At 55.3% G+C, this 22,979-nt stretch carries 16 protein-coding genes; 9 read left to right on the top strand and 7 right to left on the bottom strand.

The annotated features are described in order from the left end of the window. Positions 1 to 68 precede the first annotated feature (68 nt). On the bottom strand, positions 69 to 1,355 hold the full coding sequence (locus tag NLK60_RS11340; protein ID WP_254807901.1) for a hypothetical protein: 1,287 nt from the start codon (positions 1,353 to 1,355) through the stop codon (positions 69 to 71). Positions 1,356 to 1,647: 292 nt separating this feature from the next. Here NLK60_RS11340 and NLK60_RS11335 point away from each other — a divergent pair, with 292 nt between their 5' ends. Then, complete coding sequence (locus tag NLK60_RS11335; protein ID WP_254807900.1) at positions 1,648 to 2,823, top strand: sugar phosphate nucleotidyltransferase; 1,176 nt, start codon at positions 1,648 to 1,650, stop codon at positions 2,821 to 2,823. Next, a complete protein-coding gene (gene glmS, locus NLK60_RS11330; RefSeq protein WP_254807899.1) occupies positions 2,823 to 4,631 on the top strand; it encodes a glutamine--fructose-6-phosphate transaminase (isomerizing) in 1,809 nt (602 codons plus the stop codon). The genes NLK60_RS11335 and glmS overlap by 1 nt, the downstream gene beginning before the upstream one ends. Positions 4,632 to 4,734: 103 nt before the next feature. On the opposite strand, the gene NLK60_RS11325 is transcribed toward glmS, so the two are convergent. Further along, entirely contained in the window at positions 4,735 to 5,148 is a 414-nt protein-coding gene (locus tag NLK60_RS11325; protein WP_254807898.1) for a dual specificity protein phosphatase family protein, read from the bottom strand. A 107-nt stretch (positions 5,149 to 5,255) separates the two neighbouring features. Between NLK60_RS11325 and NLK60_RS11320 the strand changes: the two genes are divergently transcribed. Then, a complete protein-coding gene (locus NLK60_RS11320; RefSeq protein WP_254807897.1) occupies positions 5,256 to 5,798 on the top strand; it encodes a hypothetical protein in 543 nt (180 codons plus the stop codon). 61 nt (positions 5,799 to 5,859) lie between these two features. Here NLK60_RS11320 and NLK60_RS11315 read toward each other — a convergent pair whose 3' ends face one another. Beyond that, positions 5,860 to 6,804 (bottom strand): hypothetical protein, encoded by a 945-nt coding sequence (locus tag NLK60_RS11315; protein ID WP_254807896.1) that lies wholly within the window; start codon positions 6,802 to 6,804, stop codon positions 5,860 to 5,862. A gap of 130 nt (positions 6,805 to 6,934) precedes the next feature. Between NLK60_RS11315 and NLK60_RS11310 the strand changes: the two genes are divergently transcribed. Together NLK60_RS11310 and NLK60_RS11305 are read left to right on the top strand one after the other, a co-directional pair. Next, a complete protein-coding gene (locus NLK60_RS11310) occupies positions 6,935 to 7,597 on the top strand; it encodes a metallophosphoesterase family protein (RefSeq protein ID WP_254807895.1) in 663 nt (220 codons plus the stop codon). A gap of 126 nt (positions 7,598 to 7,723) precedes the next feature. Next, positions 7,724 to 8,344 carry an SIMPL domain-containing protein gene (locus NLK60_RS11305; RefSeq protein WP_254807894.1) on the top strand — a complete coding sequence of 207 codons (621 nt, stop codon included), beginning with the start codon at positions 7,724 to 7,726 and terminating at the stop codon, positions 8,342 to 8,344. Positions 8,345 to 8,653: 309 nt separating this feature from the next. On the opposite strand, the gene NLK60_RS11300 is transcribed toward NLK60_RS11305, so the two are convergent. The 3 genes from NLK60_RS11300 to NLK60_RS11290 form a co-directional block, all read right to left on the bottom strand. Next, positions 8,654 to 9,592, bottom strand: a complete 939-nt coding sequence (locus tag NLK60_RS11300) for a metallophosphoesterase family protein (RefSeq protein ID WP_254807893.1) — start codon at positions 9,590 to 9,592, stop codon at positions 8,654 to 8,656. Between the two features lie 475 nt (positions 9,593 to 10,067). Next, positions 10,068 to 10,784, bottom strand: a complete 717-nt coding sequence (locus tag NLK60_RS11295) for a hypothetical protein (RefSeq protein WP_254807892.1) — start codon at positions 10,782 to 10,784, stop codon at positions 10,068 to 10,070. A gap of 284 nt (positions 10,785 to 11,068) precedes the next feature. After that, positions 11,069 to 13,156, bottom strand: coding sequence for a hypothetical protein (locus NLK60_RS11290; protein ID WP_254807891.1), 2,088 nt, complete (start codon positions 13,154 to 13,156; stop codon positions 11,069 to 11,071). Positions 13,157 to 14,797: 1,641 nt separating this feature from the next. Between NLK60_RS11290 and NLK60_RS11285 the strand changes: the two genes are divergently transcribed. Continuing rightward, a complete protein-coding gene (locus NLK60_RS11285) occupies positions 14,798 to 15,640 on the top strand; it encodes an alpha/beta fold hydrolase (protein ID WP_254807890.1) in 843 nt (280 codons plus the stop codon). 360 nt (positions 15,641 to 16,000) lie between these two features. Then, positions 16,001 to 16,636 (top strand): TMEM175 family protein, encoded by a 636-nt coding sequence (locus NLK60_RS11280; protein WP_254807889.1) that lies wholly within the window; start codon positions 16,001 to 16,003, stop codon positions 16,634 to 16,636. Between the two features lie 128 nt (positions 16,637 to 16,764). On the opposite strand, the gene NLK60_RS11275 is transcribed toward NLK60_RS11280, so the two are convergent. Further along, positions 16,765 to 20,892: an ATP-binding protein gene (locus NLK60_RS11275; RefSeq protein WP_254807888.1), complete on the bottom strand. Its 4,128-nt coding sequence runs from the start codon at positions 20,890 to 20,892 to the stop codon at positions 16,765 to 16,767. A gap of 591 nt (positions 20,893 to 21,483) precedes the next feature. On the opposite strand from NLK60_RS11275, the gene NLK60_RS11270 reads away from it, so the two are divergent. Both NLK60_RS11270 and NLK60_RS11265 read left to right on the top strand, forming a co-directional pair. Then, positions 21,484 to 21,864: a hypothetical protein gene (locus NLK60_RS11270; protein WP_254807887.1), complete on the top strand. Its 381-nt coding sequence runs from the start codon at positions 21,484 to 21,486 to the stop codon at positions 21,862 to 21,864. After that, a complete protein-coding gene (locus NLK60_RS11265; RefSeq protein WP_254807886.1) occupies positions 21,861 to 22,433 on the top strand; it encodes a hypothetical protein in 573 nt (190 codons plus the stop codon). Before NLK60_RS11270 ends, NLK60_RS11265 begins: the two co-directional genes overlap by 4 nt. Positions 22,434 to 22,979 lie beyond the last annotated feature (546 nt).

The raw sequence follows: 22,979 nt of genomic DNA, 5'->3' as shown, positions 1-22,979 counted from the left end.
CTCGTGGGGGCGACCACTCGAGGCTATGACCTTCGGGAAAACCCTCTCTTTCCAGACACAAATGTGAGTCACCGAGTGCGTGTCCGATTCACTCGAGCGAGCAGGACTGCTCCCAGAACGCCGAGTGCGCCGAGCACGCCGAGTGCAGGGCTTGCGAGGGCGTCGTCACTTTCGTCAGCCGTCGTCTCGTTACGGTCGATAACCGTCGGTCCATCGTCCTCGGAATCGGTTTCCCCACTCGAGTCATCGGCTGGCCCCTCGTCGTCATCGCTTTCGGTGGCGTCGTCCGTCCCGTCATCGACATCGTCAGCGTCGTCGCTATCGTCCGTGGTTCCGTCAGACTCGGTGTCATCAGTATCGTCTTCCCGCTCTTCGCCGTCGCTTTCATCGCCGTTATCGACATCGTCATCCGCGTCGTCGCTTGAGTCGTCCTCAGTGTCCGATTCGTCGCCGGACCCGTCATCATCACTCTCTTCACTCTCATCGCTCGAGTCGTCACCGTCTGCGTCGTCACCCGCTTCATCGTCACTCGAGTCGTCGTCAGCTGCATCATCGTCGTCCGAGCCATCCGGATCGTCACCGTTTGCGTCGTCGTCATCTGCGTCATCGTCGCTCGAGTCGTCGTCATCCGCCGGTTCCTCGACCGTTAGCGCCCCGCCGTTCGCTACGGCCTGTGCCGTCCGGTAGTCGCCGCCCGAATCCTCGGAGACGCCACCGTAGACGTTGTAGGAGCCGGGTTCGAGCGAACCTGACTCGAGAATTGCGCTGTAGTGACCGTCACCATCGTGGTCCAGTTGCACTTCGGTGACGTCTGTCCCATCCCAGATGGCGACCTGGACGGTCTCGGGCTCGTCCAACTCGGCGATCGGCTCGACGGTTGCCGTGATCTCGATGTTCTCGTCTGCCTCCACCGTTGTCGGATACGACAGGGTCAGATCATAGCCCATGACGACGATCGGATACACGGCCTGTCGTCCCTCGCCACGGGGCTCGAGTGAGAGCAAATACGTTCCAGCCTCGAGTTCGTCCGTATCGAGATCGTCGTCATCGGTACCGATCGTGACGCGTTCGGTATCGCTCGTCCAGCCCGCGTTGAACTCGCTTTCTTCATCCTGATTGTACAGGAACAGCCGGTAATCCTCGCTCGAGTCGACGGTGATCGAGATCGAGTCCCCAGGCTCGACGACACCGATGCCGTCGATTTCGTAGCTCGAGCCCTCGATCTCGACCGTCTGTTCCGGAACCGCAATCGAATCGTCGACGGCGAGTCCGTAACTGCCGCTTGCGAGTACCGTCGCGGCGAACAGTACGCCGACGACAGCGACAGTGAGTCCGAACGCGTACCCGCGGTGCATACATCGAAGTGTCCGACACAGCGTAAAAAACCTCCGTTGCGATGAATGTCAACGGAACTCAGGTGTTGCCGACTGCGACCCTCTTGACGATCGATTGATTCGCATCCGAGGAGTGGCCCTCGCTCGAGGCTGCGATGGAGGTGTACCAATCACAACGCTGGAGGGACTTTTCGCGGCTTGTTCCCGCTGACTTCTAAATAAAAATATATTATATATCCCGGTGCCGTATACTCGTTGGAAACCGATATAGCAAGCCGAAAGAATAAGGTCTGTTGAATGGATTCCTGTGCGTATGCACACATCTTCGGCTATCGTTCTCGCGGCTGGGGAGGGTCGCCGACTGCGACCGCTGACGAAGTATCGGCCGAAACCGATGCTTCCCGCCGCGAACAAGCCGATTCTCGCCCACGTATTCGACGCACTGATCGAAGCCGGCATCAGGGACATCACCGTCGTCGTTGGCTACCGCCAAAATCGGGTACAATCGCACTTCGGCCCACGCTACCGAAACGTGCCGATCACCTACGTGACACAGTCGAAACAACTCGGCAGCGGCCACGCTCTACTGGCTGCGGAGTCCACGTTCGACGAACCCACACTCGTCGTCTACGGGGACCAACTCGTCGACAGCAATATCATTTCTGACGTTCTCGAGGGCCACGACCCAGAGACGACCCTCGCAACCCTCGGCCTGATTCCGACCACCGACGTCACGGAGTACGGTGGCGTCATCTGTCGCGATGGAACGGTGACCGAAATCGTCGAAAACCCGGTCGATGACCGAGATTACTACCTCAACGCCGGTGTGTACGTGTTTTCGCCTGCTATCTTCGAGACGATTCGGGCGGTCGATCCCCGGGCCGGCGAGCACTCGCTCATCGACGCCCTCTCGAGCGTGATCGAGGGCGATGACACCGTCGGGGGTGTCATCTCTGACGGCGTCTGGGTGGACGCAACCTACCCGTGGGACTTACTCGCCATCGCCGACGACTTGCTCGAGGCTGACGCCGAAAACGGGACGATCGCGGAGACGGCACAGATTCACGAGACGGCAACCGTCGTCGAACCGGTGGCTATCGCTGACGACTGCGTCGTCGGCCCCGGTGCGGTCGTCGGGCCGAACGTCTGTCTCGGTGAGAACGTCACGGTCGGTGCAAACGGGACCATCACGCGGTCCGTCATCGATGCCGATACCCGGCTCGGCGATGGGGTAACCCTCCGTGAGTGTGTCTCCGGCCGCGGCGTCAACATGGGTCCAGGCTCGACCGTCGTTGGCGGGCCCGGCGACGTCATCGTCGACGATAGCGTCCATCGGGACGTTGCGTTCGGTGCCCTCCTCGCCGACCAGACGCGAGACGAAGGTGGCGTCACGTACTGTCCGGGGACGATCGTCGGCGCGGACGCACACGTCCAGGCAGGCTCGACCGTCCGTGGGACCGTCGACAACGACGTGGAGGTGCGTGGCTAATGTGTGGCATCATCGGCTACGTCGGCAACGGTGACGGAAGTGACGCTCTAGACGTACTGCTCTCGGGCCTCTCCGGGCTCGAGTACCGGGGCTACGATTCGGCCGGCATTGCCCTGAGCAACGGCGAACTCGACGTCCACAAACGAGAGGGTGAACTGTCCGCGCTGGAATCGGCGCTCGAGTCTGCCGATCCAGTGTCGGGGGCCGACGCAGTCGGCATCGGCCACACGCGCTGGAGTACACACGGCCCACCGTCGGATGCCAACGCCCACCCACACACGGACGCGGACAGTCACGTCGCGGTCGTTCACAACGGCATCATCGAGAACTACCAGTCGCTTCGCAGCTCCCTCGCCGAGGACGGCGTCTCCTTCGAGAGCGATACCGACACCGAAGTGGTCCCACACCTGATCGCCAGCTATCTCGAGGCCGGCCTCGAGCACGAAGGGGCGTTTCGTCGCGCCGTGAGGCAACTCGAAGGGAGCTACGCGATCGCCGCAGTCTTCGAAGGCAGTGACACCATCTACGCTGCCAGACACGAATCCCCGCTCGTGCTCGGCATCGGCGACGACGGTCACTACCTCGCCAGCGACGTCCCTGCCTTCATCGAACACACAGACCGCGTCATCTACCTCGAGGATGGCGAATTCGCTACTCTGACACCCGAGACGGTGACGGTCACGGACCATGATGGAACGAGCGTCGAAACCTCGATCGAGACGATCGAGTGGGACGCCGAGGACGCAGGCAAAAGCGGCTACGACCACTACATGCTCAAAGAGATTCACGAGCAGCCATCCGGCATTCGTGAGTGTCTGCGCGGCCGACTCAGCGAACTCACCGGCCGAGTCACCCTCGACCTCCTCGAAGGGACGGACTGGGACGAACCGGTGACGCTCGTCGCCTGTGGAACGTCCTATCACGCCGCGCTGTTCGGTGCGGCGTTGTTGCGACGCTGGGGCATCAACGCACAGGCCATCCTGGCGAGTCAGTTCCACGCCGACCAGCTCCCGCTCACGTCGTCTTCGCTCGTCCTCGGCGTCACCCAGAGCGGCGAAACCGCCGACACGCTCCGTGCGCTCAGAGAGGCACAGCGTGCCGGCGCAACCACGCTCGCACTGACGAACGTCGTCGGCAGTTCGGCCGCCAGAGAGTGTGACCACGTCTGTTACATCCGTGCCGGCCCCGAGATCAGCGTCGCCGCGACGAAGAGCTTTGCCAGCCAGCAAGTCGCGCTCACCATGGTCGCCGCCCTGCTGAGCGATCACCGGTCTCGAGAGCTGATCGAATCGCTTCGGTCGATCCCCGACGCCATCCAACAGGTCCTCGACACTACCCAGGCACGAACCGTCGCCGAAACCTACCGCGACGCCGAATCGTACTTCTTCATCGGTCGCGACCTGCACTACCCGGTCGCCCTCGAGGGCGCCCTCAAGATGAAAGAGATCACCTACAAACACGCCGAGGGATTCGCCGCCGGCGAACTCAAACACGGCCCGCTGGCACTCGTCGGCGAACAGACCCCCGTTTTCGCCCTGGTTACCGGCGAGGGCCGCGCCGCCAACAAAACGATCGGCAACATCAAAGAGGTCGAAGCCCGCGGCGTCCCGATCGTCGCCATCACCGACGGCCGCGCCGATGTCGAACGCTACGCCGACCACGTCCTCTCGGTCCCCGACCTCGAGCCGATCGCGAGCAGCGTGGTCGCGAACGTCCAGTTACAGCTGGTCGCATACTGGGTCGCCAACGAACTCGGTCGCTCGATCGACAAACCTCGACACCTTGCCAAAAGCGTTACCGTCGAGTGAGGTGACTCGAGCAGGGATGTCGGCTTTTGAAATCTGATTCACGTTTTCTCGTTATTCACTTCGTCTTCTATTTCGCCGTCATGGGCCGATTCGTGAGGAGCCACTACTCCGAACCTTCGGCCACGGCGCGTTTCCCGCGACGTAACAGCGCTTCGTGTGCATTAACTGGACCTGCTTCTCTAACCCGTGCCATCGCGTTTTCGAACGAGACCGATTCGTGTCGCGCGTATGCCGCTGCTGTTACACAGGTCGACCGACTCCGTCCTGCCGAACAGTGAACTAACACAGTATATTCCTGTTCGAGCAATTCGACCGCTTTGGACACTGCGCCGCAAAATACAGTTTCGTCGTTCCGCGGTCCATCCATCATCGAAAACGTATGTACCGAAACGTCGTCCGGATACCCGGCTTCCGGGCTCTCGTACGTGAGCTGAATCACGTGATCGATGTCCCGACGTAGATCTGTCCCTGCTGCCTCAAGGCCACCGTAGTACAGCCTCTCGCTGACTTCGTACATATATCCAAATGAAATGCGGGGGATACACTAACTTAATGATACGAACGATGTGATCTCCTCGAGTGCCCCGATAGTTCCAAGAACCATCACACTCCATTTTCACCAGCATGGCGCGCTATCTCGTCTCCGACCTCCATCTCGACCACGCAAACATCATCGAGCACTGCGATCGGCCGTTCGATAGCGTCACCGAAATGAATCGGGCCCTCATCGATAACTGGAATACGACCGTTTCTGCCGATGATATCGTCTTCTTTCTCGGTGATCTGGGCCATTTTGCAGACGAGGCTGCCCTTCGGGCGTGGTTTGACGAACTCAATGGTCGCATCGTCTTTATCGAGGGAAATCACGATTCACCGAGCAGATATGTCGATGGCGTTCACACCCACCAGTACTATTTTCTCACCCAGGGCGATCGGGAATTTTGTTGTACACACCGTCCGGAAAACGCTCCTCGATTCTGGGATGGGTGGGTAATCCATGGACACCACCACAACACCCATCCGGAAGCGTATCCACTGGTGAACCCAGCGACCAATTGTGTCAACGTTTCTGTCGAGTTACTGGATTACAAACCGGTTCTCGTCGACACCGTCGTTGAGCTAATTGAACGGGATGAACGGATCACCACCCTACGTTCGGTGGTTTGAACGACATGCGGAATTATCGTATCCTTCGAATTGAGTGGTGGATTTTTCGCTTGTGTATTGCCTATGAAATCGAAGCGAGTAGTTCTCGTAAGTCGGACACTCGTTCACGCAACGTTCTGGGTGAGAGTTCACTCGGTTCAAGCACGATCGCTATCTCGTGATCGATGGCATACTCGAGAACAGCTTCGAATATCGGGGAGGGCTTGTGGCCGGTCGGGTCAGGAACGGCGTCGGTCAGTGGATCGTTGAGGTGAATCTCTTTTGTTCGATCACCGCTCAGACAGAGGGTACGCAACACTGGCCCATACGGCATGTCAGTGCTGTCTTCGAGTTCGTCCTGTCCTGGCAGGTACGACTCGAGTGCCTGCAGTCGTCGATCGATTCGCTCTCGAAAGTCTGTCGGTACTTCGAGTCCGTCCGCTGCTAAGCGAGCTTCGAGGGTGGAAATGGCGTCATGATCAGCCGATTGTACCGAAGCCGTCGTTCCATCTGTGGGGAGGTGAGCGCTATCGATCGTGAGGTACAACCCGGAAAGTCGTTCGTAGCGTTCGCCGACGTACCCAAAGAAGGCGATCGTTTCCGGCGCATACCAGTCTGAGGGCACCGATGTATTCTCGACGGCGATCTCTCGACCAGTAAGTTCGAGAACGGTTGCAATCAACTCCAGTTGGTCGCTGTATACGAACTGCTTCGGCGGATGCACGACCAGATGGGCATTCGGGACGACACCGAGTTGTTCGTGGACGAACGCGCTAATCGTTCCTCGATTGTGTGTCGTCAGTGCCATCTCGAGGTCGGTCCGACCTCGGCCTATCCCCGGTGGAAGATGGATGCTACAAATCCGTTCGGGATCGACATCGACACTTTGCAGATGGGTCTCGAGATTGACCTCGCCACGTAAGAGTGCCGTATGCTCCCAGTCAAATTTCAGCTCGATACTCACGTCCAAACCCCGTATTGACTCGAGTTCGTCAGGGCCTCGAGAGACTACGATGTCGCCATCCATCCCGAAATCACCACTCTCCTATGAACATGCACCTAATCATATTATCTTTCTGGAAAATCGCTGTCCGTTCACGCCGTGATCTTGGCTTCTAGAACCAACATATTAGTCTGTCTACTGACTGGTATCGCGTATGTACGTCGGTATTCTCTCAGACGTCCACGGGAACTTGCCCGCACTCGAGGCGGTACTCGAGGACATGCCAGCGGTCGATTCGGTAGTGTGCGTCGGTGACGTTGTCGGGTACAACCCGTGGCCGGCGGCCTGTGTCGACCGTGTGATGAACATAGCCGATGATATCGTGCAGGGGAACCACGATCGGATGGTGCACACTCCCCACGTCTACTCCAACCCGTTGGCCAGAGCCGGACTCGAGTTTGCAAAGCGTCAGCTCTCTCACGAGCAACTTCGGTGGTTGGAACAGCTCCCTCGAAAATCGACGGTTGCCGAGGACCAGTTTTTACTCGTGCATGACCACCCAAACATCCAAGACAGATACGTTTTCCCGCCCGAATTCGAGACGCTCACGAAGTATCTCGAGGATCGACGTGGACTCATCCTCGGTCACACGCACGTCCAACACGCGGCGACGATCGATGACAAATTACTCATCAATCCGGGTAGCGTCGGACAACCTCGAGATGACGATCCGCGAGCAGCGTACGCAGTACTCGACACTGATGAACAATCTGTGGAACTTAGACGCACGCGATATGATGTCGACGCCGTCATTTCGAAAGTAGAGAACACGGAGTTGCCAATCGAAATTGGGACGCGGCTTTTGGACGGGTCGTAGGTACTTTCGTTGGGACTGGATACGGGTCTGGTGACTCGAGTCGAGAGGAAAGTCCGTGATTTGGTTCGCTGCTACCCAGCAAATTTTGGTACGTGGTTTTATACATTTCGACTGAAAAGAAATCGTATGACGACGCCGACGATTACGACTGATGCGACAGGGACTGCTGAAGCCCTTCCGACGAAAGCTACCGTGGACCTCGAGGCCCGAGGAACGGCGACAGTCCCGAGTGTGGCCACCGCTACTGCTGAAGATTGTGCCGAAACGATCAGGCAGGCGTTAGTAGATGCAGGAATATCGGACGATCATATTCGACTTGTGAAAGTACGACTTGCCGACCCTAGCAACCAGTTCGGTTCAGAGGGAGACGACACGTTTCGCGCAACGAGACGGCTGCAAGTCGATTGTGCACCGGCAACTGCTTCTAAAATCGCGGAAACAGCTATCGATGCCGGAGCAACGACTGTCGACGTCCGATTTGCTTTAGGTGAGGAGAAAACACAGCAACTGCGCAGCCAAGCGGTGGCGACCGCAACCGAGAGGGCCCGTTCCCTCGCTGCACATATTGCAGAATGTGAGGGTGTCTCTATCGGACCCGTGCGTACCGTTACGACAACCACATCGGAGCAAGGGTTTCAGAGTCTCGTTGACGAGGCCCTGGAATTTGATCCCGAGAGTGATTTCCAGCCATCACCGATTCGTATTAGCGAGCGCGTCGAGGCCGTGTTCGAAATTAGTGATGAGTGATTCGGGGATTGAAATGAACCCGGGAAGAGTGGAAACGTATTTCTATATCTATTGACAATTGGCGACCGGAGGAACCATGATTTGTGACCGGTGTGAGAACCGACAGTCTCAGACGCATCAACTTTGGCACCGCGACGCCGAATACCCACAAGAAAAACCGGCGTATATCGGTCTCTGTGACGAGTGTTACACGAAATTCAGACGCTTCCTCGAGGGGAAAAACCCCGACAAGGCAGTCCCCATCGAAGATTTTCGGTCAAAAAAAGGTGAAGCCGGACTCGACCGGGTCGGGTAACGACAGAAGGCGACTCACTCGATTGGTACTGATTCGGTGATGAAGGTACCGTTCGCGTCCACTTCGAGGGTGGCCACTCCCGGAGCGCCAGGGTTGTAGAGATACGTATATCCGTTCGACGTTTCCGTTCCGGTTAATCCCTCCTGATGCGTATGTCCTGAGATTACGCCAAGTGGTGCCGTCTCGAGAATCGCCAGTTTGAGTGCCAGCGACCCGAAGTGATACTGTCCATCGTGTGCGTGTTTGGATCGTTTGTCGAACGGGACGCCGTACGGTGAGACGTGAGAGCAAAGCACCACTCGATTTTGGGCCTGATTCATGATCTCACACACCGTTTCAAACCGTTCCTCGAGCAGTTCGATGCGCTCGGTGAATAGCTGGAGAGTGGTCGAGTTGCCAGTTGGTGTCTCGATGAATGCCGCCTCGAGCGTTTCGAAATCGTCGATTCCAGCGAGATACCTGGCCGTTCTCGTCTCGATATAGGTGGCGATCTCCCCTGGGGTAACCTCATGCGAATCGAACTGTGCCGGTGCTATCGTTGGATACTCCGGTGCTGGAATTGCTGGTGTGAAATCGAACGTCTCACAGCCCCAACCTGCTATTGTGAGTCTGTCCTCGGTACCGGTTATCGTTTCGGGCACCTCGTAGGTCGTCTTGTGTAACACTTCGATGTTGGACAATCCCTCAGTGAGTCGTTCAGTACATGCGAGCGGGTCGTGATTGCCGGGCACAGCAACAACCGGTTTCCCTCGTTCGTTTAATGCCTCGAAGAAGGCTCGCCCTTTCGTTTCGTACCTCTCGCCTGCTTCAGCTGATTTGGCATGATCGATGTTTTCGTCGATAACGTCTCCAATCGCGATCACGATATCGTAGCCGTCGACTGGAAGGTCATCAACCACAATATTACGGCCAGTCGTCCGAAGGTGAATATCACCGATGATGAGTGCTTTCATTGTTAAATATACTCGAGGGAGATCTTGCTCGTAACAGTCTACCGAGCATCGCTACCATGCTTCTCCAGTGACCGTTCCTCAACAACGGTCGCCTGTATGATTTTCACCCGATACTATACTATAATTCTATTCAACTGATAAAATAATGCCGGCACGTAGCTCCCGTCTTTCCCACTCCGCGCACCAATCATTCATATACGTTGCTCGATTTTTCTCCTTAATGGGTGAACCCTCACTTCCCGCCCTACAGACAGCCGTCCTTGACATCCTCGAGGATTCAATCAAAACGCCAGGTGTCATCTACGAGGAGACAGCAGCAAGGATATGCCGAGGAGTCTTCTCGGTCCGATATCGTTGCACTGTTGGAGTTAATGCGCCAGCGTGGCTACGTGGAACTGGCACATGGTGAATGGCGCGAATACACCGCCTCTACAGACGAACAAGTCGAGTACCTCGGGGCGTGACCCCAAGTAATTCACTCTTCTCCAAATATCACCAACAGTACGCTAAACTCCTCGAGAAACAATTCATCAGATGTGCCTGTCACCACCCAGCGGTTTTTCGGTATCGTTTGTGAGGCGTACTGGTCTTTCAGATGCTCTTCGACTATTTCGAATTCGCGGAGTTCGAACGGTGAGCCGAACCGAACGAAACCAAACGCTCCGTCTGCACGCTCCAGCCGACCGTCTGAAAGCCAGCCACTGGTCTCACCGTCAATGACTGTCGCTGGTAACTCACCGCGATGTCCGGCCCCGTAATACAGCCGACAGTGTCCTCGGTCAGTGAACAGTTCGTGCAGGGCAGCGAGATCAGTCCCGATGGGAAGCGGTCCGTGGAGTGTTCTTACGAACGCGTCGATTAGTGCGACCATGACCTGCTCACCTGGATCCAAAGGGGACGATCGTTTCGTTTCCAGCAACCGGTTGGGATTGCAAATCTCGGTCGCATGCGATTCATCGATTGGGATGATGTTTTCTGCAGCCTCGTTCAACCCGGGGTACTGTTCGATAGAGTTTGTCTCCGGGCGAAGTACGATTACAACCGATTGCTGATCCTCGTCGATTTTCTCGCACACCTGTTTTGCGAGTTCGGTGCTGGCTGGCGTCTCCGAACAAGCGGTTACGATGACGAAATCGGCAGGTTCGAGCACACCCTCGAGCTGGATCTCTGCATCCCGGTCTAAACTGGCCACATGTGTGTTACCTACGTTTTCAATCGTGTGGTCGACATCTACCGATTCCACTGTGTCTACTGACCCAACCGCTACGGTCATTGGTTCAGTCTCGAGCCTCGAGAGCGGAGTACTTCCTTTGGGTCCACACCCGATAACCACACACTCGGGTTGACCAAACTCACTCGCTGAATCTGGTTCGGGAGTGTCTTTCGTCTCCGCATACTCCAAGGCTGCTTCGACCAGATCGTCCATATGGAAACGTTTCAGTCCAGTCGTAGAAAACTATCGAACAAACGGATAATCTACCGTCTTACACGATAGTAGCTTACGCCGAGAAGCGCCAACACCGCACCAAACACTGTGAAGCCTGTCGCGAGTCCATCAACTCCTGTCATTGATTGTGGTACGTCGTCGCCGTCGCCATCGTTCGTCGTCTCGTCAGCGTCGTCCCCATGTTCCGAGGAGATGCCGTTAATATCTGCTCCGGTATCATCGTCACCTGAGCCAGTCTCGGTATCATTGTCTCCTTCGTCTGCTTCATCGTCTGCAACCGAGATCGTCATTTTGTGCTCATCGTCAAACGTGGATAGGGTGAGATTCTGGTCACCAATCGTCATATCCGAAAGCTCGACCGAGAAATCAACCGTCGCTGTTTCTCCAGGCTCAATGCTAACCGCTTCAGTTTTAAGTGTGGTTTCGTTGTCGCGCAAGTCAACTCTGAGGTTACCTGAACCACCTTGATTAACTAACTTTGCCGAAATCACAATCTCCTCGCCCTGAACCGCGTTCGACTCTTTAATTGTGGCGTCATCGATGACAGCTACTGGTGGCAGGTATTGTTCGAAGGGCTCTTCAGTACTCCAGTAGAGATCAGGGCTCAAGTTCTCCCAGTTACCCGCCGTATCGATGAACACTGAGTCTCGATCAGGAACCGTTCCTTCAAACACCGGTTCCTCGGCATCGATAACGTTGACCGAGTCGAGAGTTCGGTCGTCTAAATCATTTATTTCAGGTATTAGTGGACTGTTGGTCCCGACGATTGTCGTTTCTCGGATCTCGAGGCTGTGGTAAGGATTGAACGTATCAATAACGTCAAGATTTGTAAGCGTCGATCCGACGATTATAATCGATCCACGAGGTGCGCTTCCACCAACCGTCTCGACATCATGAACCAGTGTGTTTTGAATGATTAGTTCTCTACTCGCGCTAAGTCCACCAGTGTGGCGAATCTCGCTGTCAGTGACCGTCAATTCCCGTGCATCAAAGGCATAGTCTTGTGTGTGATCCACGAATACATTCGTAGCCGTAATCGTTTCGGCTCGAACGGTTTCAACATTGACCAGATGGGAACGTTTCAGGGTTGCCGACGCATCGGCGTAGCCAGCCAGACTCGGCTGCAATGCATCTGCCTCCTTGAGTGTGGAGTTGACGACCGTCAGTTCGTCGTAGCCATAAATCGAATTCGACTGACTTGACGTTGCCTCAGTAATTTGGGTGTCCTCGATTCGGAGGTGGCTCCCGGCAACCACGGCACCACCGTTGTACCTAGCATGGGCATTATTGATAATGCTGTCTCGAATTGTGGCGTCTTCACTGGCACTGATCGCTCCCCCGCTTGAAGCCCGGACATCGGTGATCGTAACTTGATCAGCAACGACGTTTTCACCGGCGAGTCCACTATCACCAGTGATGTCGCTTAGCGTTACATCTTGGGCGTCGACTGTGCCACCGGCCTTGATTCCCCCACTGCTCGCGTTCTTGATAACCGACGAGCGGATGGTCACGTCACCTGCCGCTTCGATTGGTCGCTCTGCTAGAATAAACTCGCTATCTTCAACTTCGACATCATCGCCCGAATCAATCAGCGAGACGCGGTACGTCTCCTCGAAGACATCAGTCGGGTAGGCAGCGGTGTGAATTGTATCCCTAATTGTCACATTCTGCAACTTTACTGCTCCCTCGCTCTCGATCAACGCAGTATCGGGGCCGTCCGCAGCGGCACCTTCCAGAGTGAGCTCGTCCAGCATTAAATTGGCTTCCTCCTCGCTGACGTCGACTGTGGGCGCTTGAAGTCCCTCGAGAGTCACATCTCCCTTGAGAATTAACGGTACTGAGTTATCGTAAACGATCGTATCGTCTCGTGCTTCTGTGAGGTTGAGGTCAGTGTTGAAGACGACCACTACGTGACCACTGCCTGTTTGATCCTCCCAGCCGCGGCTGTTATAGTAGTCAAACTCATCCATGGAATCAATCTCGTAGTCTGCCTCAGATGAATACTCGAGGGTGTGTTGTTCACTGACTTCTTGGGATATCGCCCCTGACGCACCTGAAAATAGGAATAACCCACCTACCACACATACGAGTAAAACAGCCCAGTATATCTCTCGCATAGTATAGTTAGTATGTGCAAGTATAGATATTTATGATATTTGGGTTGAGTGGTGTCTCTCTGACAATGGCTGCAATAGACCTGTTCATTAATTACCAGCACACAACCCACCACCAGGCCGATCGACTGTGGTTCCGTGTTCGGTTTGAGATGTAGTCCCTCTCTCGAGAGTGGTTTGGTGAGTGTTGTGAATAGTTACGCGAGAACGCCAACTGTCTCTGATTTGCTTGAAATAGCGTTCTATATATAGTCTTCTCCCGGGATGAGTAGTCACGTTCAGTACATGAGGCGATCCCTTTTGTAATGCAACGAACCGTCACCAGACCTCTCGCATAAAGACGTAGTAACTCCGCAAATACGTTTGTGCCACCCTCGAGCGGTAGAACTAGGCTTGGGGGGAGTGGATGGGAGACCTCTCGAGTCGAGGGAAGCGTTGAGCGGTCGTATGGGTGTGAGATGTGGTCGGGTGAGTTTGGGAGACTCGAGTGGGGGTGCAAAAGCGGTTGTTGCGGAGTTCATAATCGGCCTTCGGCTATCGGTTTTGGGTGGCTCTTCGTGAGAATGTCTCGAGGAAGCGAACCTCAAGCTTGACCGGAGTGGACTCCTCGAGAAACGACGTCTCGACTCTTCTACGGTGTGATTAGAGTGTACTAATAATCGAAACTATTGAGTCCTCAATAGACTGTCTTGTTTTCCATAATCGGCCTCTGTCTATCGATTTTATGGTTCGAAAGTGAATTTGTTTCCTAAATTCGGGGGTGATATTTGGTCAAATGGAGGTTTCATCGATGAATGGGATTGCTCGAGTCTGTTTGTGCCTCCAACTGAGTACTCGAATTCTGGAGTTTCTCCCTAACTGAATTGTTTCTCGTGCCTCGAGCGAGTTTTCAGGCCTCTCGACACCCCATATACGGCCTCACACGTCCTTTGTGGCTCTGAGGGATTTGGTCGAGGCTCCTGGTCATCTCGATATCGATGGAACGACGCGTTCAGAATGCGGCCTCGAGTTTCTCGAGTGTCTCCAATAGGTTGTACACCAGAGACAGTAGCTACAAGTTCACCAGAAAGAGCAACCCGATCAGGATGACTGTGACTCTGGGCCCCCATTCTACCGATGGGGACCACGACCAGGACGAGTATAATTATTGGAATCTTGTACGGTGCCTCACGAGTTTTCGATGATCAGGTACTTTGCTCGAGGTATCGATTCCGACTCTCGAGTGTGACTCGAGACGTTGATACACTGATTGAAGCAGCACTCGAGATGTTTTTCCTTACCCTTGAGAGTCCTAGTTTACCCTGACACAAATTTTCACACACTACTTGCGGCCGCGGTCGACGATTATGCATTCCGGAGACAAACCCTTGTCAATTCAGGACCTCCCTCGAGGGGTGTTTGTAGAATAGTTGTGTGTTGGTATGTGGTCCAGTCGACTTTGTTGAAATCTTCGCTAGATGAAAAGTGTTGGCTGCTGGATATAGAGCTTGGATGATGCAAATAGACTTCGCTTGCTCCGAGTGATCTGCGTCGGATTGGCAGACCTATCTCTCACTGACTAGGTTTCTTTCAACCTCTGCAAATCCGTCATCAGTTGCACCTATGTGATTAGTTCGCATAGTGCTCTATTGGGTGAGAAGCCACATGACTGAAGTAACAGAGTCCGATGAAGGCAAAGAGATAGCGACAGTGACGTCCACAGATGGGACTGAAATCGTGTACGAGCGGTCGGGGAGTGGGCCGCCGTCCGTCCTTGTTCATGGGTCCGTCACTGATCGTGCGGTCTGGGAAGTCGGCGATGTCCGTTCGAAGTTCGCAGAACACACTACGGTCCATGCCATGGACCGACGGTATCACGGTGACAGCGGCTCCCCTGACGAGTACAGTGGGACAGCAGAACCACAGTTCGACGACGTGGTCGCGGTTGTCGAGTCGATCGACAACGCAGTGACGCTCATCGGCCATTCCTATGGCGCTCTCGTTGCACTGGGTGCGGCCCCGCGAATCGACAATCTACGGAGTGTGATCCTATACGAGCCTCCCATCATCTCCGAGGAGCGTTTAGCCCGCATAGAGGAGACGGTCGGAGAGATGATGGCGTTGTTAGAGGCGGGGCAGAACGAGCAGGCACTCATACTCTTCCTCGACGATATAGCCAAATTCGAGTCGGACGAACTCGACGCGATTCGCTCGGGACCGATGTGGGGCCGGTACGTGGAGACATTCCAACAAACACTCTTGCCCGAGTTAGAAGCGGGTGCGGAGAGGCGGGAGTATGATCTCACACCGTTCGAAGACTTATCCACGCCGACGTTACTTCCCACAGGGAGCGAGAGCGGGTGGCTCAAAGAGAGCGCTGAGGAACTCCACGACACGTTACCGAACAGTCGCCTCGCTACCTTCGATGGGCACGGACACGCGGCACATTTCGTCGCACCAGACCGCTTCACCGACGAGGTGCTGTCCTTCATCAGCGACGCGGACTAAGCGGCAATTTTTCACACTATCCCTGTGATGCATTCGAATCGCCCGAAAAGCGAAGCGCCATTTTTTAGAGATGGCTGATAGCTCGATTGCAGTTCCGGTAACTACGTTCCCCCATTCTGAGCGATCACCACTTTCGTCGATCGAGCCGAATCTTGTGCTGTATACGCGCTGTGTATCTTCCATACCTCGTTCTATCTGTCCGGTAGCTGGCAGAAAACACGTGCAACATCCAGAGGAAGGACTCACCACCAGTACTCCCTTTAATTGTAACTGTAACTGGTGAGAACCGAACGACAGTCCGGAACACACGTGTGAAAATCGACGAACAATTGTTTGTAAATTGGTGGCGTTTGCCAATCCATGGTGTTATCATTTCGTCAAGAGTCAGATGAAACGGATCGATTACTCGCGTTGAGCGACGGCGTCATCGCTATCGCCATCACGTTGTTGGTGCTCGAAATCACTGTTCCGGACATTCCGGTGGGAAGCCAGATTTCGGTTCTCCCTGATCTCATCCTCGAGCAATGGCACGAGTTCTTCGGCTTCGTCCTGAGCTTCCTTGTCATTGCGTCATACTGGGTCAACCACCGTCGCGTCTTCGTCCACATCGTGAAACACGACAGGGGAGTAGTGTGGCTCAATCTCTTGTTTCTCCTCATGGTCGCGTTCGTCCCGTTCGCCTCGAGCGTCTTTGCGACGTACCCAGGTCAGCTCGGAATCATGTTTCTGTCGGGCACGCTCGCACTTACCGGGTTCACTCTTGCACTCCTCTGGTCGTACGCGTCGTGGAAACAACTCGTTGAAGAAGGACTTGCGTCTCGAGCTGTGAAGATTCAAGCAGCTAGGTATCTCGCGTCCCCGTTTGTGTTTCTCCTGGCGATAATCGTCGCGGCGTTCGATCCCAGCTTCGGGATTCTGACGTGGCTCCTTTTGATTCCGATAAACGCCGCGCTCCAGTCACGACTTGCGGCGAATCTCGAAGAAGATGGCGTTTAATTGGACTTGGGCGCTACGCCCCTGCCTAAGGAGCGAACGGAGCAAGCCGTGGGCGAGTACGGTGAGGTAGTTCGTTGCCTCCAACGAGGTCGGTCAGCCTCGAGAATGTAGCCAGATGACTACACTGTTCAGTACTGGTCTCTGAGCCACTCAGCCGGATAGACCGCAGTCAACCCAGGTGTGTCAATGCGGAACTGCTGGGGTGGTGTCGTTTTCGCATACGTTTTGGTGACTCGAGGCGGCCCCTCGGGTGGATTGTTAAGCGCAGAGAGGACTTTGTGTCCATCGGCCTGCTTCATAACGATCCAGATGGCTTCTTCGGGTTCACAGGCAGCCATCTTATCGAAATCGGCGGGGACGGCACGGTGGACGTCGTTGTTGATCCGTTCGACTTCTGCTGTGATGACGATCTCTCCATCGCCATCAACACCAGCGAGGTCGAGACGATGGTTGCCATCGATGTCATAATAGGGGATAATCTCAGTCACCGTCGAATCAGGGTCATCAACGTAGGTGGCCTCGAGGTACTGTCGGGTAACTTCGATGCCGAAGACGTGTTGTGAGGACTCTTCGAGGTCGCCTTCTCCATGCCCGTAATCGACGCCCTGTCGGTAGCTCTCGCCAATGACTGTTCGTCCTTCAGGCGAGACGGAGTAGAGGCGATGAGGGTGATCTGCATCGTGGCGAAGGACGTCTGCTTCCAGCAGTGGGGCAATCGCTTCGGTATCGATTCCGACGTACTCCTGGAGGCGGATCATCGAGTCACGAAGCAAGTCGTACTCGAGTGGGTCACATCGGAGTTGCTGGGCGTTGTAGACCGTCTGTAAGAACAGTAGCTGTCGGTCGGTCCACGGGGATTCTTCTCGCTCTTCGGTCGTGAGTTTGAGGTTGATTTCACAGACGGGGATATCTGCAGGGTCGACTTCCTCGAGGGTGTGACAACAGGTAATTGCGCGTTTTATTCCCTCGATTGTGGGATCATAGCGGTTCCGACAGGATCGACAACAAAGGGCATGAATCTCCTCGTTGTAGTATACACACTCAGGCAATCGCTTTGAGTGTGGTAATAACGAGTCAACGCGCAGAGACTGGTCTTCTTCGGGCGTTTCATCATCGGTTGCAGTACCATCGGTCTGGTCGGCGAGAACCGGGTCTGATTCGTATGCCAGCCCTGCGTTGTCCCAGGTCTCGATAGACATGAGGTCGAACGCCGCTTTGAACGACTGGTACTGTTTGCCTTCAAGGGGTTGATCGCTTACTGGGTGGCCGGCCGGTGGGGTGAGTGAGCGTCCGAGGAATGGACGAGGTGCAGGTTCCCCGAACTCGGCGGCTGGGCGGACCAGCCACTCACCGTGACGCATTGCTGCAAGCCGTCGAGCAACTTTTTCGGGTGGCACATCGTCGGTAGCCAGCGCCTTTGGGAGGTCTGCTTCAATACTCACGTTGCCGACGACGAACGTGCCGATCTCGTTGAGCGCCTCTTCGTACGTCTGATTCGATGGATCGGCCGAACGGAGTTGGCCCGGAAACTGCACGCCCAACATGAGAGAGAGGCCGAACGAACGCCCCTGTGACAACAGTGTATCGACCAACTGTGTCGTTGCGACGTCTTTCGCTTCCTCGAGATACAGGTTGACTTGTGGTGATTCTCGAGTTTCGTCGCCGTCGCTTTCCTCAGTGCGTGCTTTAAGCGCAATCCAGAGATTCGAGAGCAACACCATCGTCAGGGCACGCTTTACTCGCTCTTCCATCCCACCAAAATCGAAGACGATTATGACATCTTCGTCGATAATCTCGGTAAAATCGAAGTAGGGGTCACGCTCTTCATCAGACTTGCCGATATCTTCGATCGAGATTTCACGCCCCACCCGAGGCTCCAGTTCGTTGGTCTCTCGAGCGTCGCCCGTGTGTTCTCCGTTTGTGACGTCTGTTTGTACAGACTCGTGGCCTCTGTGGTCTTCGTCGTCCCGGTCTGTTTGTGTGGTTTCTCGAGTAGCGTCTGTTTGGTTTTGAGGAGCGTCTCGGTCTGCGATTTGTGCGTCTGCCGTTTCCTCCTCTTCGGGAACGTAGACGTGATCGAACAACGGTGCGAGTCGGTCATCGGTGGCAATGGTCTCGACTCGAGCGACAGCCCCACCCAATACCATATTGAAGACGTCTCGATCACGCTCGAGTAAGCCCGCAAAATACGCGCTAAGGCGCTCATCGGATGTCGATGGTGGTGTCCGGTCACTCAGCGTCAGTTGCAATGCATCGTAGAGGTCTTTGTGAGAGACCGTCTCTGTGCCGTGAATCGGGTCGAATAACGCCCGGAGGTGATTTCGAATCGCCTTCGTGGACTCCGTTGCGCTATAATACTGTTCTTCACCCATCAACCCCGACAGAATCTCTTCATAATGGCCGGCGATGCGTGACCGCGCTTCCTCACGAGAGAGCCCTGCCTCGAGCAATGGTCTGATGGTGAATATCGAGAGTGCAGGAAGGGTCTTTGTCAGGTCGAAATACTGGACGTCACCGAGGCCCCCACGCCGCGCGTAGTGGGCCTCGAGCAATTCAGTGGCCGTTCCCCCACCTTTGTAATCGAACAGGATCTCTGGGCCTGTTGTGGCCTCGACGTTCGAAAGGAGGGCAGTCGTTGTGAGGACGGACTTTCCAGAGCCCGTATCGCCGATGACGATCAGATGTCGATCCTGGAGCGCAGGTGGCAACACAAACGGTTGTGAGTGGGGCTGGCGATCATCGGTCAACGGAACGCACAGTGCTTGCCCAACTCCAGAATAGCGGTCCAATATCTGTGGTGGTGGCAATGGAAGTCCCGTCCGCTCTGAGTGTCGTGCCTCGAGTGCCCGTTGGCCATGGCCAGTCAATCCAACGCCATCGAGTAAGCAAACAGTAGGGAGTTCTGCAGTCGACATAACCAATCCCCGGCTCTCGTATGCTCTCCATGGTGGTCGGTTTTTGAGTGTATCGTAGGTTATCTCGTTACAAACCCGGTCAGTGAGTTGCTTGTATATCGTGCTGCCAGGTGGCAGAGATTGGTTGTGGAGATCATCATCAGTAACGACGTGGCCGTAAATCTCGTGAAACGCCCCACTGAGGTGATCGAACGCCCCGGAGAGTTGGTGGGCGGTTTCTTTTGCTCTCTGTGGATTCTCCCTCGAGAGTGTAACCGCTCGAATTGATACCTGAAACGGATGTCGGTGATCCCGACGCGTGAGTGACTCGAGTCGATCTCGATAGGCCGGTGTGGGTTCGACTGTCTCAGGGTCTTTTGGCTCCGTACCCGAAAACATGAAATCGGCTATCTTGTCCCCTGTCGTGACTATCCCGCCCTCGAGTTCGATCTGATAGGAATCGGCCGTTGACTGAACAGAGCCTGCAGGACGACAGATAACCTGATACATAACCGGCACAGCCGCCTCACACAACGTCTCTATGAGCGTCGCCAGTGGCACCCGTCGCGACTCGTGTGTATGTTGTTCAGGCTGGGCTGTCTCCATCCCTGTGGGCAATACCTCTTCGAACGTCTTGAACGAAGTCAGCCAATCTCGACCCAGGTGGGCATGCCCGCGATATTCGACGCCAGCTACGTATGGTGGATCTTCGTCTCTATCTGGGTCTATCGTGGGTTCGCTACTGGAACGTGAGCTCGAGGCCGGCCTCGATTTTGGTTGGTCCAATGTTGCTTCCAGGGCGTCTTCGAGACACCGTGGATGCCACTGCACCTGCATGAGTTCATACGAATTCGGCAGGCACGTCCGACAAATCGCCTCGAGATCATCGAGAAACGCTTCGTCTGTCGTCCCGACAAGATAGCGAATACTCGTATCTGATCTCCCATCAGCAACGAGCAGCCACTCGACAAGCGGTGCCTTAGCCCTCCCTCGAAGTGTATTCCAGAGCCCGCTCTTTGTGGCTGCTTCCAATCGACTGTAAAGCAACTCCATCGCCTGTGCCACCGCCGATACATTGAGCGCCTTCGTCGACGGCCGTATCTCGAGATACGTTCGCAACTCTGTGTCGGATTTGGACGTCGATTCTGGCGTATCCAGTAGTTCGGGATCGCTTTCGGCCTGCTTTGTTTGGCTCTTTGAATTGTCCTCAGTCAACAACGTATCCGTCGTCTTCGAGTCTGTCTCTCCTTTCGAGACCGATTTTCTCGCTACAGCTACATTTGCATCTGTCTCGATCTCTGTATCCGCAGACGGAGAAGTCGATTCACTATCTGGTGGCGGTGTGTGTTTTTCTGTCGCCATTGATACTCAAATACGGAGACCCAAAGCGACTGCATCACCACTCACGAGAGCGAGATCGCCTCACTCGAGGAACTCCAATATACCGTAACTAGAGTCCTTCGTAATAAGTGTCTATTCGACTCCATTGAACTGTCTTAACTCTCGACAGACGCGCTGAAGCGTGTGCTATGTGGGCATGCTATGAGGTTTATTATTTGATGGATTGTCGGGTAGAGTTACAGGCTTGCTCGAGTCAATTCGTTTGAAAGCCCTCGACCGCTCAACTCGCGCGGCCCACGCTGTGCGCTTCGTCTCACTTCGTTCGACTGCAGTGCTTCCGGAGCCGGGCTTCGCCCACCGGTCGGCCCCTTTCGATCCCACAGTTGACATTCTGGCCAATTCTTTGATTTCAGACGTATCTACTTGTTTTTCTCGCTGATGCTGAGTTATGGGTAAGAGACAGGACTTCAGGCGCGGGAGGAGGTCAACTGCCTGTAGAATACGACGAAAGCCCCTGGTACCCTCGAGCCCCGCGACTCGCCCCCATCTATGCACAAGCTATGTGCATGAGTCGAAAACGTTATTGGCCTGTGTGCAGAACTTGCACATACAATGAGCACAAGTGACGGGCCTCGACGTGTCCATTTCCAGTCTCCGGAGTACCTCGTTGAGCGATTGGATGCTGTCGCTAGCCTTTTCGATAAAGACCGAACGGACCTACTCGTGGAAGCCATCCGCGAGTATCTGGAGGATACAGCGGAGAGTGAAACGTTCCAAGATCTAGTTGCCGAGCGGTACTACGACGACCAACTTGAGTTCGAGACAGTCAAACAGCTAGTCGGCGCAGAAACCGCACAGCGCCTTCGCCTCCTCAAAGCAGACTTAGAGAGTGAACCGTTCGATCTTGCGCCACCGGATGATTTCGACATCTATGCTGGTGATACCACAACAGTAGATCCTACGAGCGCGTCTGACACGTCTAGTGAGCAATGAGCGGCGGGTTACGACTTCGAACAGTAGTCGCCGATACCAGCACCCTTGTGAGTCTCGCTGTTCCTCGTGCCGATGAACGATACGATACAGATACGTCACCGGATCCACTCCAGTATCTGCTTACCTCGTGTGAGGTTCTCGTTCCACCAGAAGTCGTTTCAGAACTCCGTGATCTCGCTCAGTACCACGATATTCACGGAGCGGCAGCGACGAACGTTCTCGCTGCTCGAGACTATTACACTGTCGAGGACCCGTACGAACGATCGGACACGCCTGAGTCACGTCCAACGTTTGGGCTCGATGATGGCGAAACGGACGGTATTGTGCTTGCGAACGCGGTTGCGGCCGATGGCTTCCTGACTGACGAGTTCGGCGGGACGAACTTCGCGCTCGTGCACGCCGTACTCACCGGCCCACGAATCATCCCTACACCCCGGCTCATCTGTGACTATGCCCGCAACGGGTATATGAGCCATACAGAGGCACGAACGCTTATCGAGTCAATCAGTCCGCATCGAAGCTGGGAAAACAGTCCCTATGTGAATCAACTTCTTACTCTGCTAGAGTGAACCGCCTCGGGGTCGAGCCCCGAGGCACTCGCCTTGCCTATCTGTAGATCTTCTCAGCCGCACACTATACTGCTGACAGAAAACCCCTGGCGCCCTCGAGTCCCGCGTCTGGCGAGACGCAAGCGTCTCGATGGCCTTCGCTCGTTGACTCGCGAATATCTCGCTGTGTGCCTCACTCCGTTGCGGTGCTTGCGTCATCGGGGTTCCTCGAGCAACGGAAGACGCTTCGCGACTTCCGAGCATCGCGAACGCAAACGTTCGCTCAGCGCGTCAGCCCCCTTTCGATCCCACCCACGTGGACTAATCAGCTGGCTGTCGAAGGAGGTTGTTCCCTGCTCAATGACGGCACGTCCCGCTCGCCGCTTCTGTCCTCCACTCACTCTCGCTCTTCGGGTGCCAGTATTAAGCGCGCTTTCGGTCATCGCTCGCGCTCAGACGCGAAAACGGCTTAAAACTGGCCGCTCGCTCCGATTGAAGCGCCGCGCGTTACTGGTTGGATCTGTCATCGGCGCGTCTCGCTCGCGCCCTGACGGGCGCTTGCGAAGG

It is taken from the genome of Natronosalvus amylolyticus (genome assembly GCF_024298845.1).
Classification (GTDB): domain Archaea; phylum Halobacteriota; class Halobacteria; order Halobacteriales; family Natrialbaceae; genus Natronosalvus; species Natronosalvus amylolyticus.
The sequence above is the reverse complement of the archived record's forward strand: the minus strand, read 5'-3'. Positions and strand labels throughout refer to the sequence as shown.

Bases quoted from the DNA above. Each gene is read 5' to 3' on its own strand.
- NLK60_RS11340 (WP_254807901.1), bottom strand. From the start codon at position 1,355: ATGCACCGCGGGTACGCGTTCGGACTCACTGTCGCTGTCGTCGGCGTA.
- NLK60_RS11335 (WP_254807900.1), top strand. From the start codon at position 1,648: ATGCACACATCTTCGGCTATCGTTCTCGCGGCTGGGGAGGGTCGCCGA.
- glmS (WP_254807899.1), top strand. From the start codon at position 2,823: ATGTGTGGCATCATCGGCTACGTCGGCAACGGTGACGGAAGTGACGCT.
- NLK60_RS11325 (WP_254807898.1), bottom strand. From the start codon at position 5,148: ATGTACGAAGTCAGCGAGAGGCTGTACTACGGTGGCCTTGAGGCAGCA.
- NLK60_RS11320 (WP_254807897.1), top strand. From the start codon at position 5,256: ATGGCGCGCTATCTCGTCTCCGACCTCCATCTCGACCACGCAAACATC.
- NLK60_RS11315 (WP_254807896.1), bottom strand. From the start codon at position 6,804: ATGGATGGCGACATCGTAGTCTCTCGAGGCCCTGACGAACTCGAGTCA.
- NLK60_RS11310 (WP_254807895.1), top strand. From the start codon at position 6,935: ATGTACGTCGGTATTCTCTCAGACGTCCACGGGAACTTGCCCGCACTC.
- NLK60_RS11305 (WP_254807894.1), top strand. From the start codon at position 7,724: ATGACGACGCCGACGATTACGACTGATGCGACAGGGACTGCTGAAGCC.
- NLK60_RS11300 (WP_254807893.1), bottom strand. From the start codon at position 9,592: ATGAAAGCACTCATCATCGGTGATATTCACCTTCGGACGACTGGCCGT.
- NLK60_RS11290 (WP_254807891.1), bottom strand. From the start codon at position 13,156: ATGCGAGAGATATACTGGGCTGTTTTACTCGTATGTGTGGTAGGTGGG.
- NLK60_RS11285 (WP_254807890.1), top strand. From the start codon at position 14,798: ATGACTGAAGTAACAGAGTCCGATGAAGGCAAAGAGATAGCGACAGTG.
- NLK60_RS11280 (WP_254807889.1), top strand. From the start codon at position 16,001: ATGGTGTTATCATTTCGTCAAGAGTCAGATGAAACGGATCGATTACTC.
- NLK60_RS11275 (WP_254807888.1), bottom strand. From the start codon at position 20,892: ATGGCGACAGAAAAACACACACCGCCACCAGATAGTGAATCGACTTCT.
- NLK60_RS11270 (WP_254807887.1), top strand. From the start codon at position 21,484: ATGAGCACAAGTGACGGGCCTCGACGTGTCCATTTCCAGTCTCCGGAG.
- NLK60_RS11265 (WP_254807886.1), top strand. From the start codon at position 21,861: ATGAGCGGCGGGTTACGACTTCGAACAGTAGTCGCCGATACCAGCACC.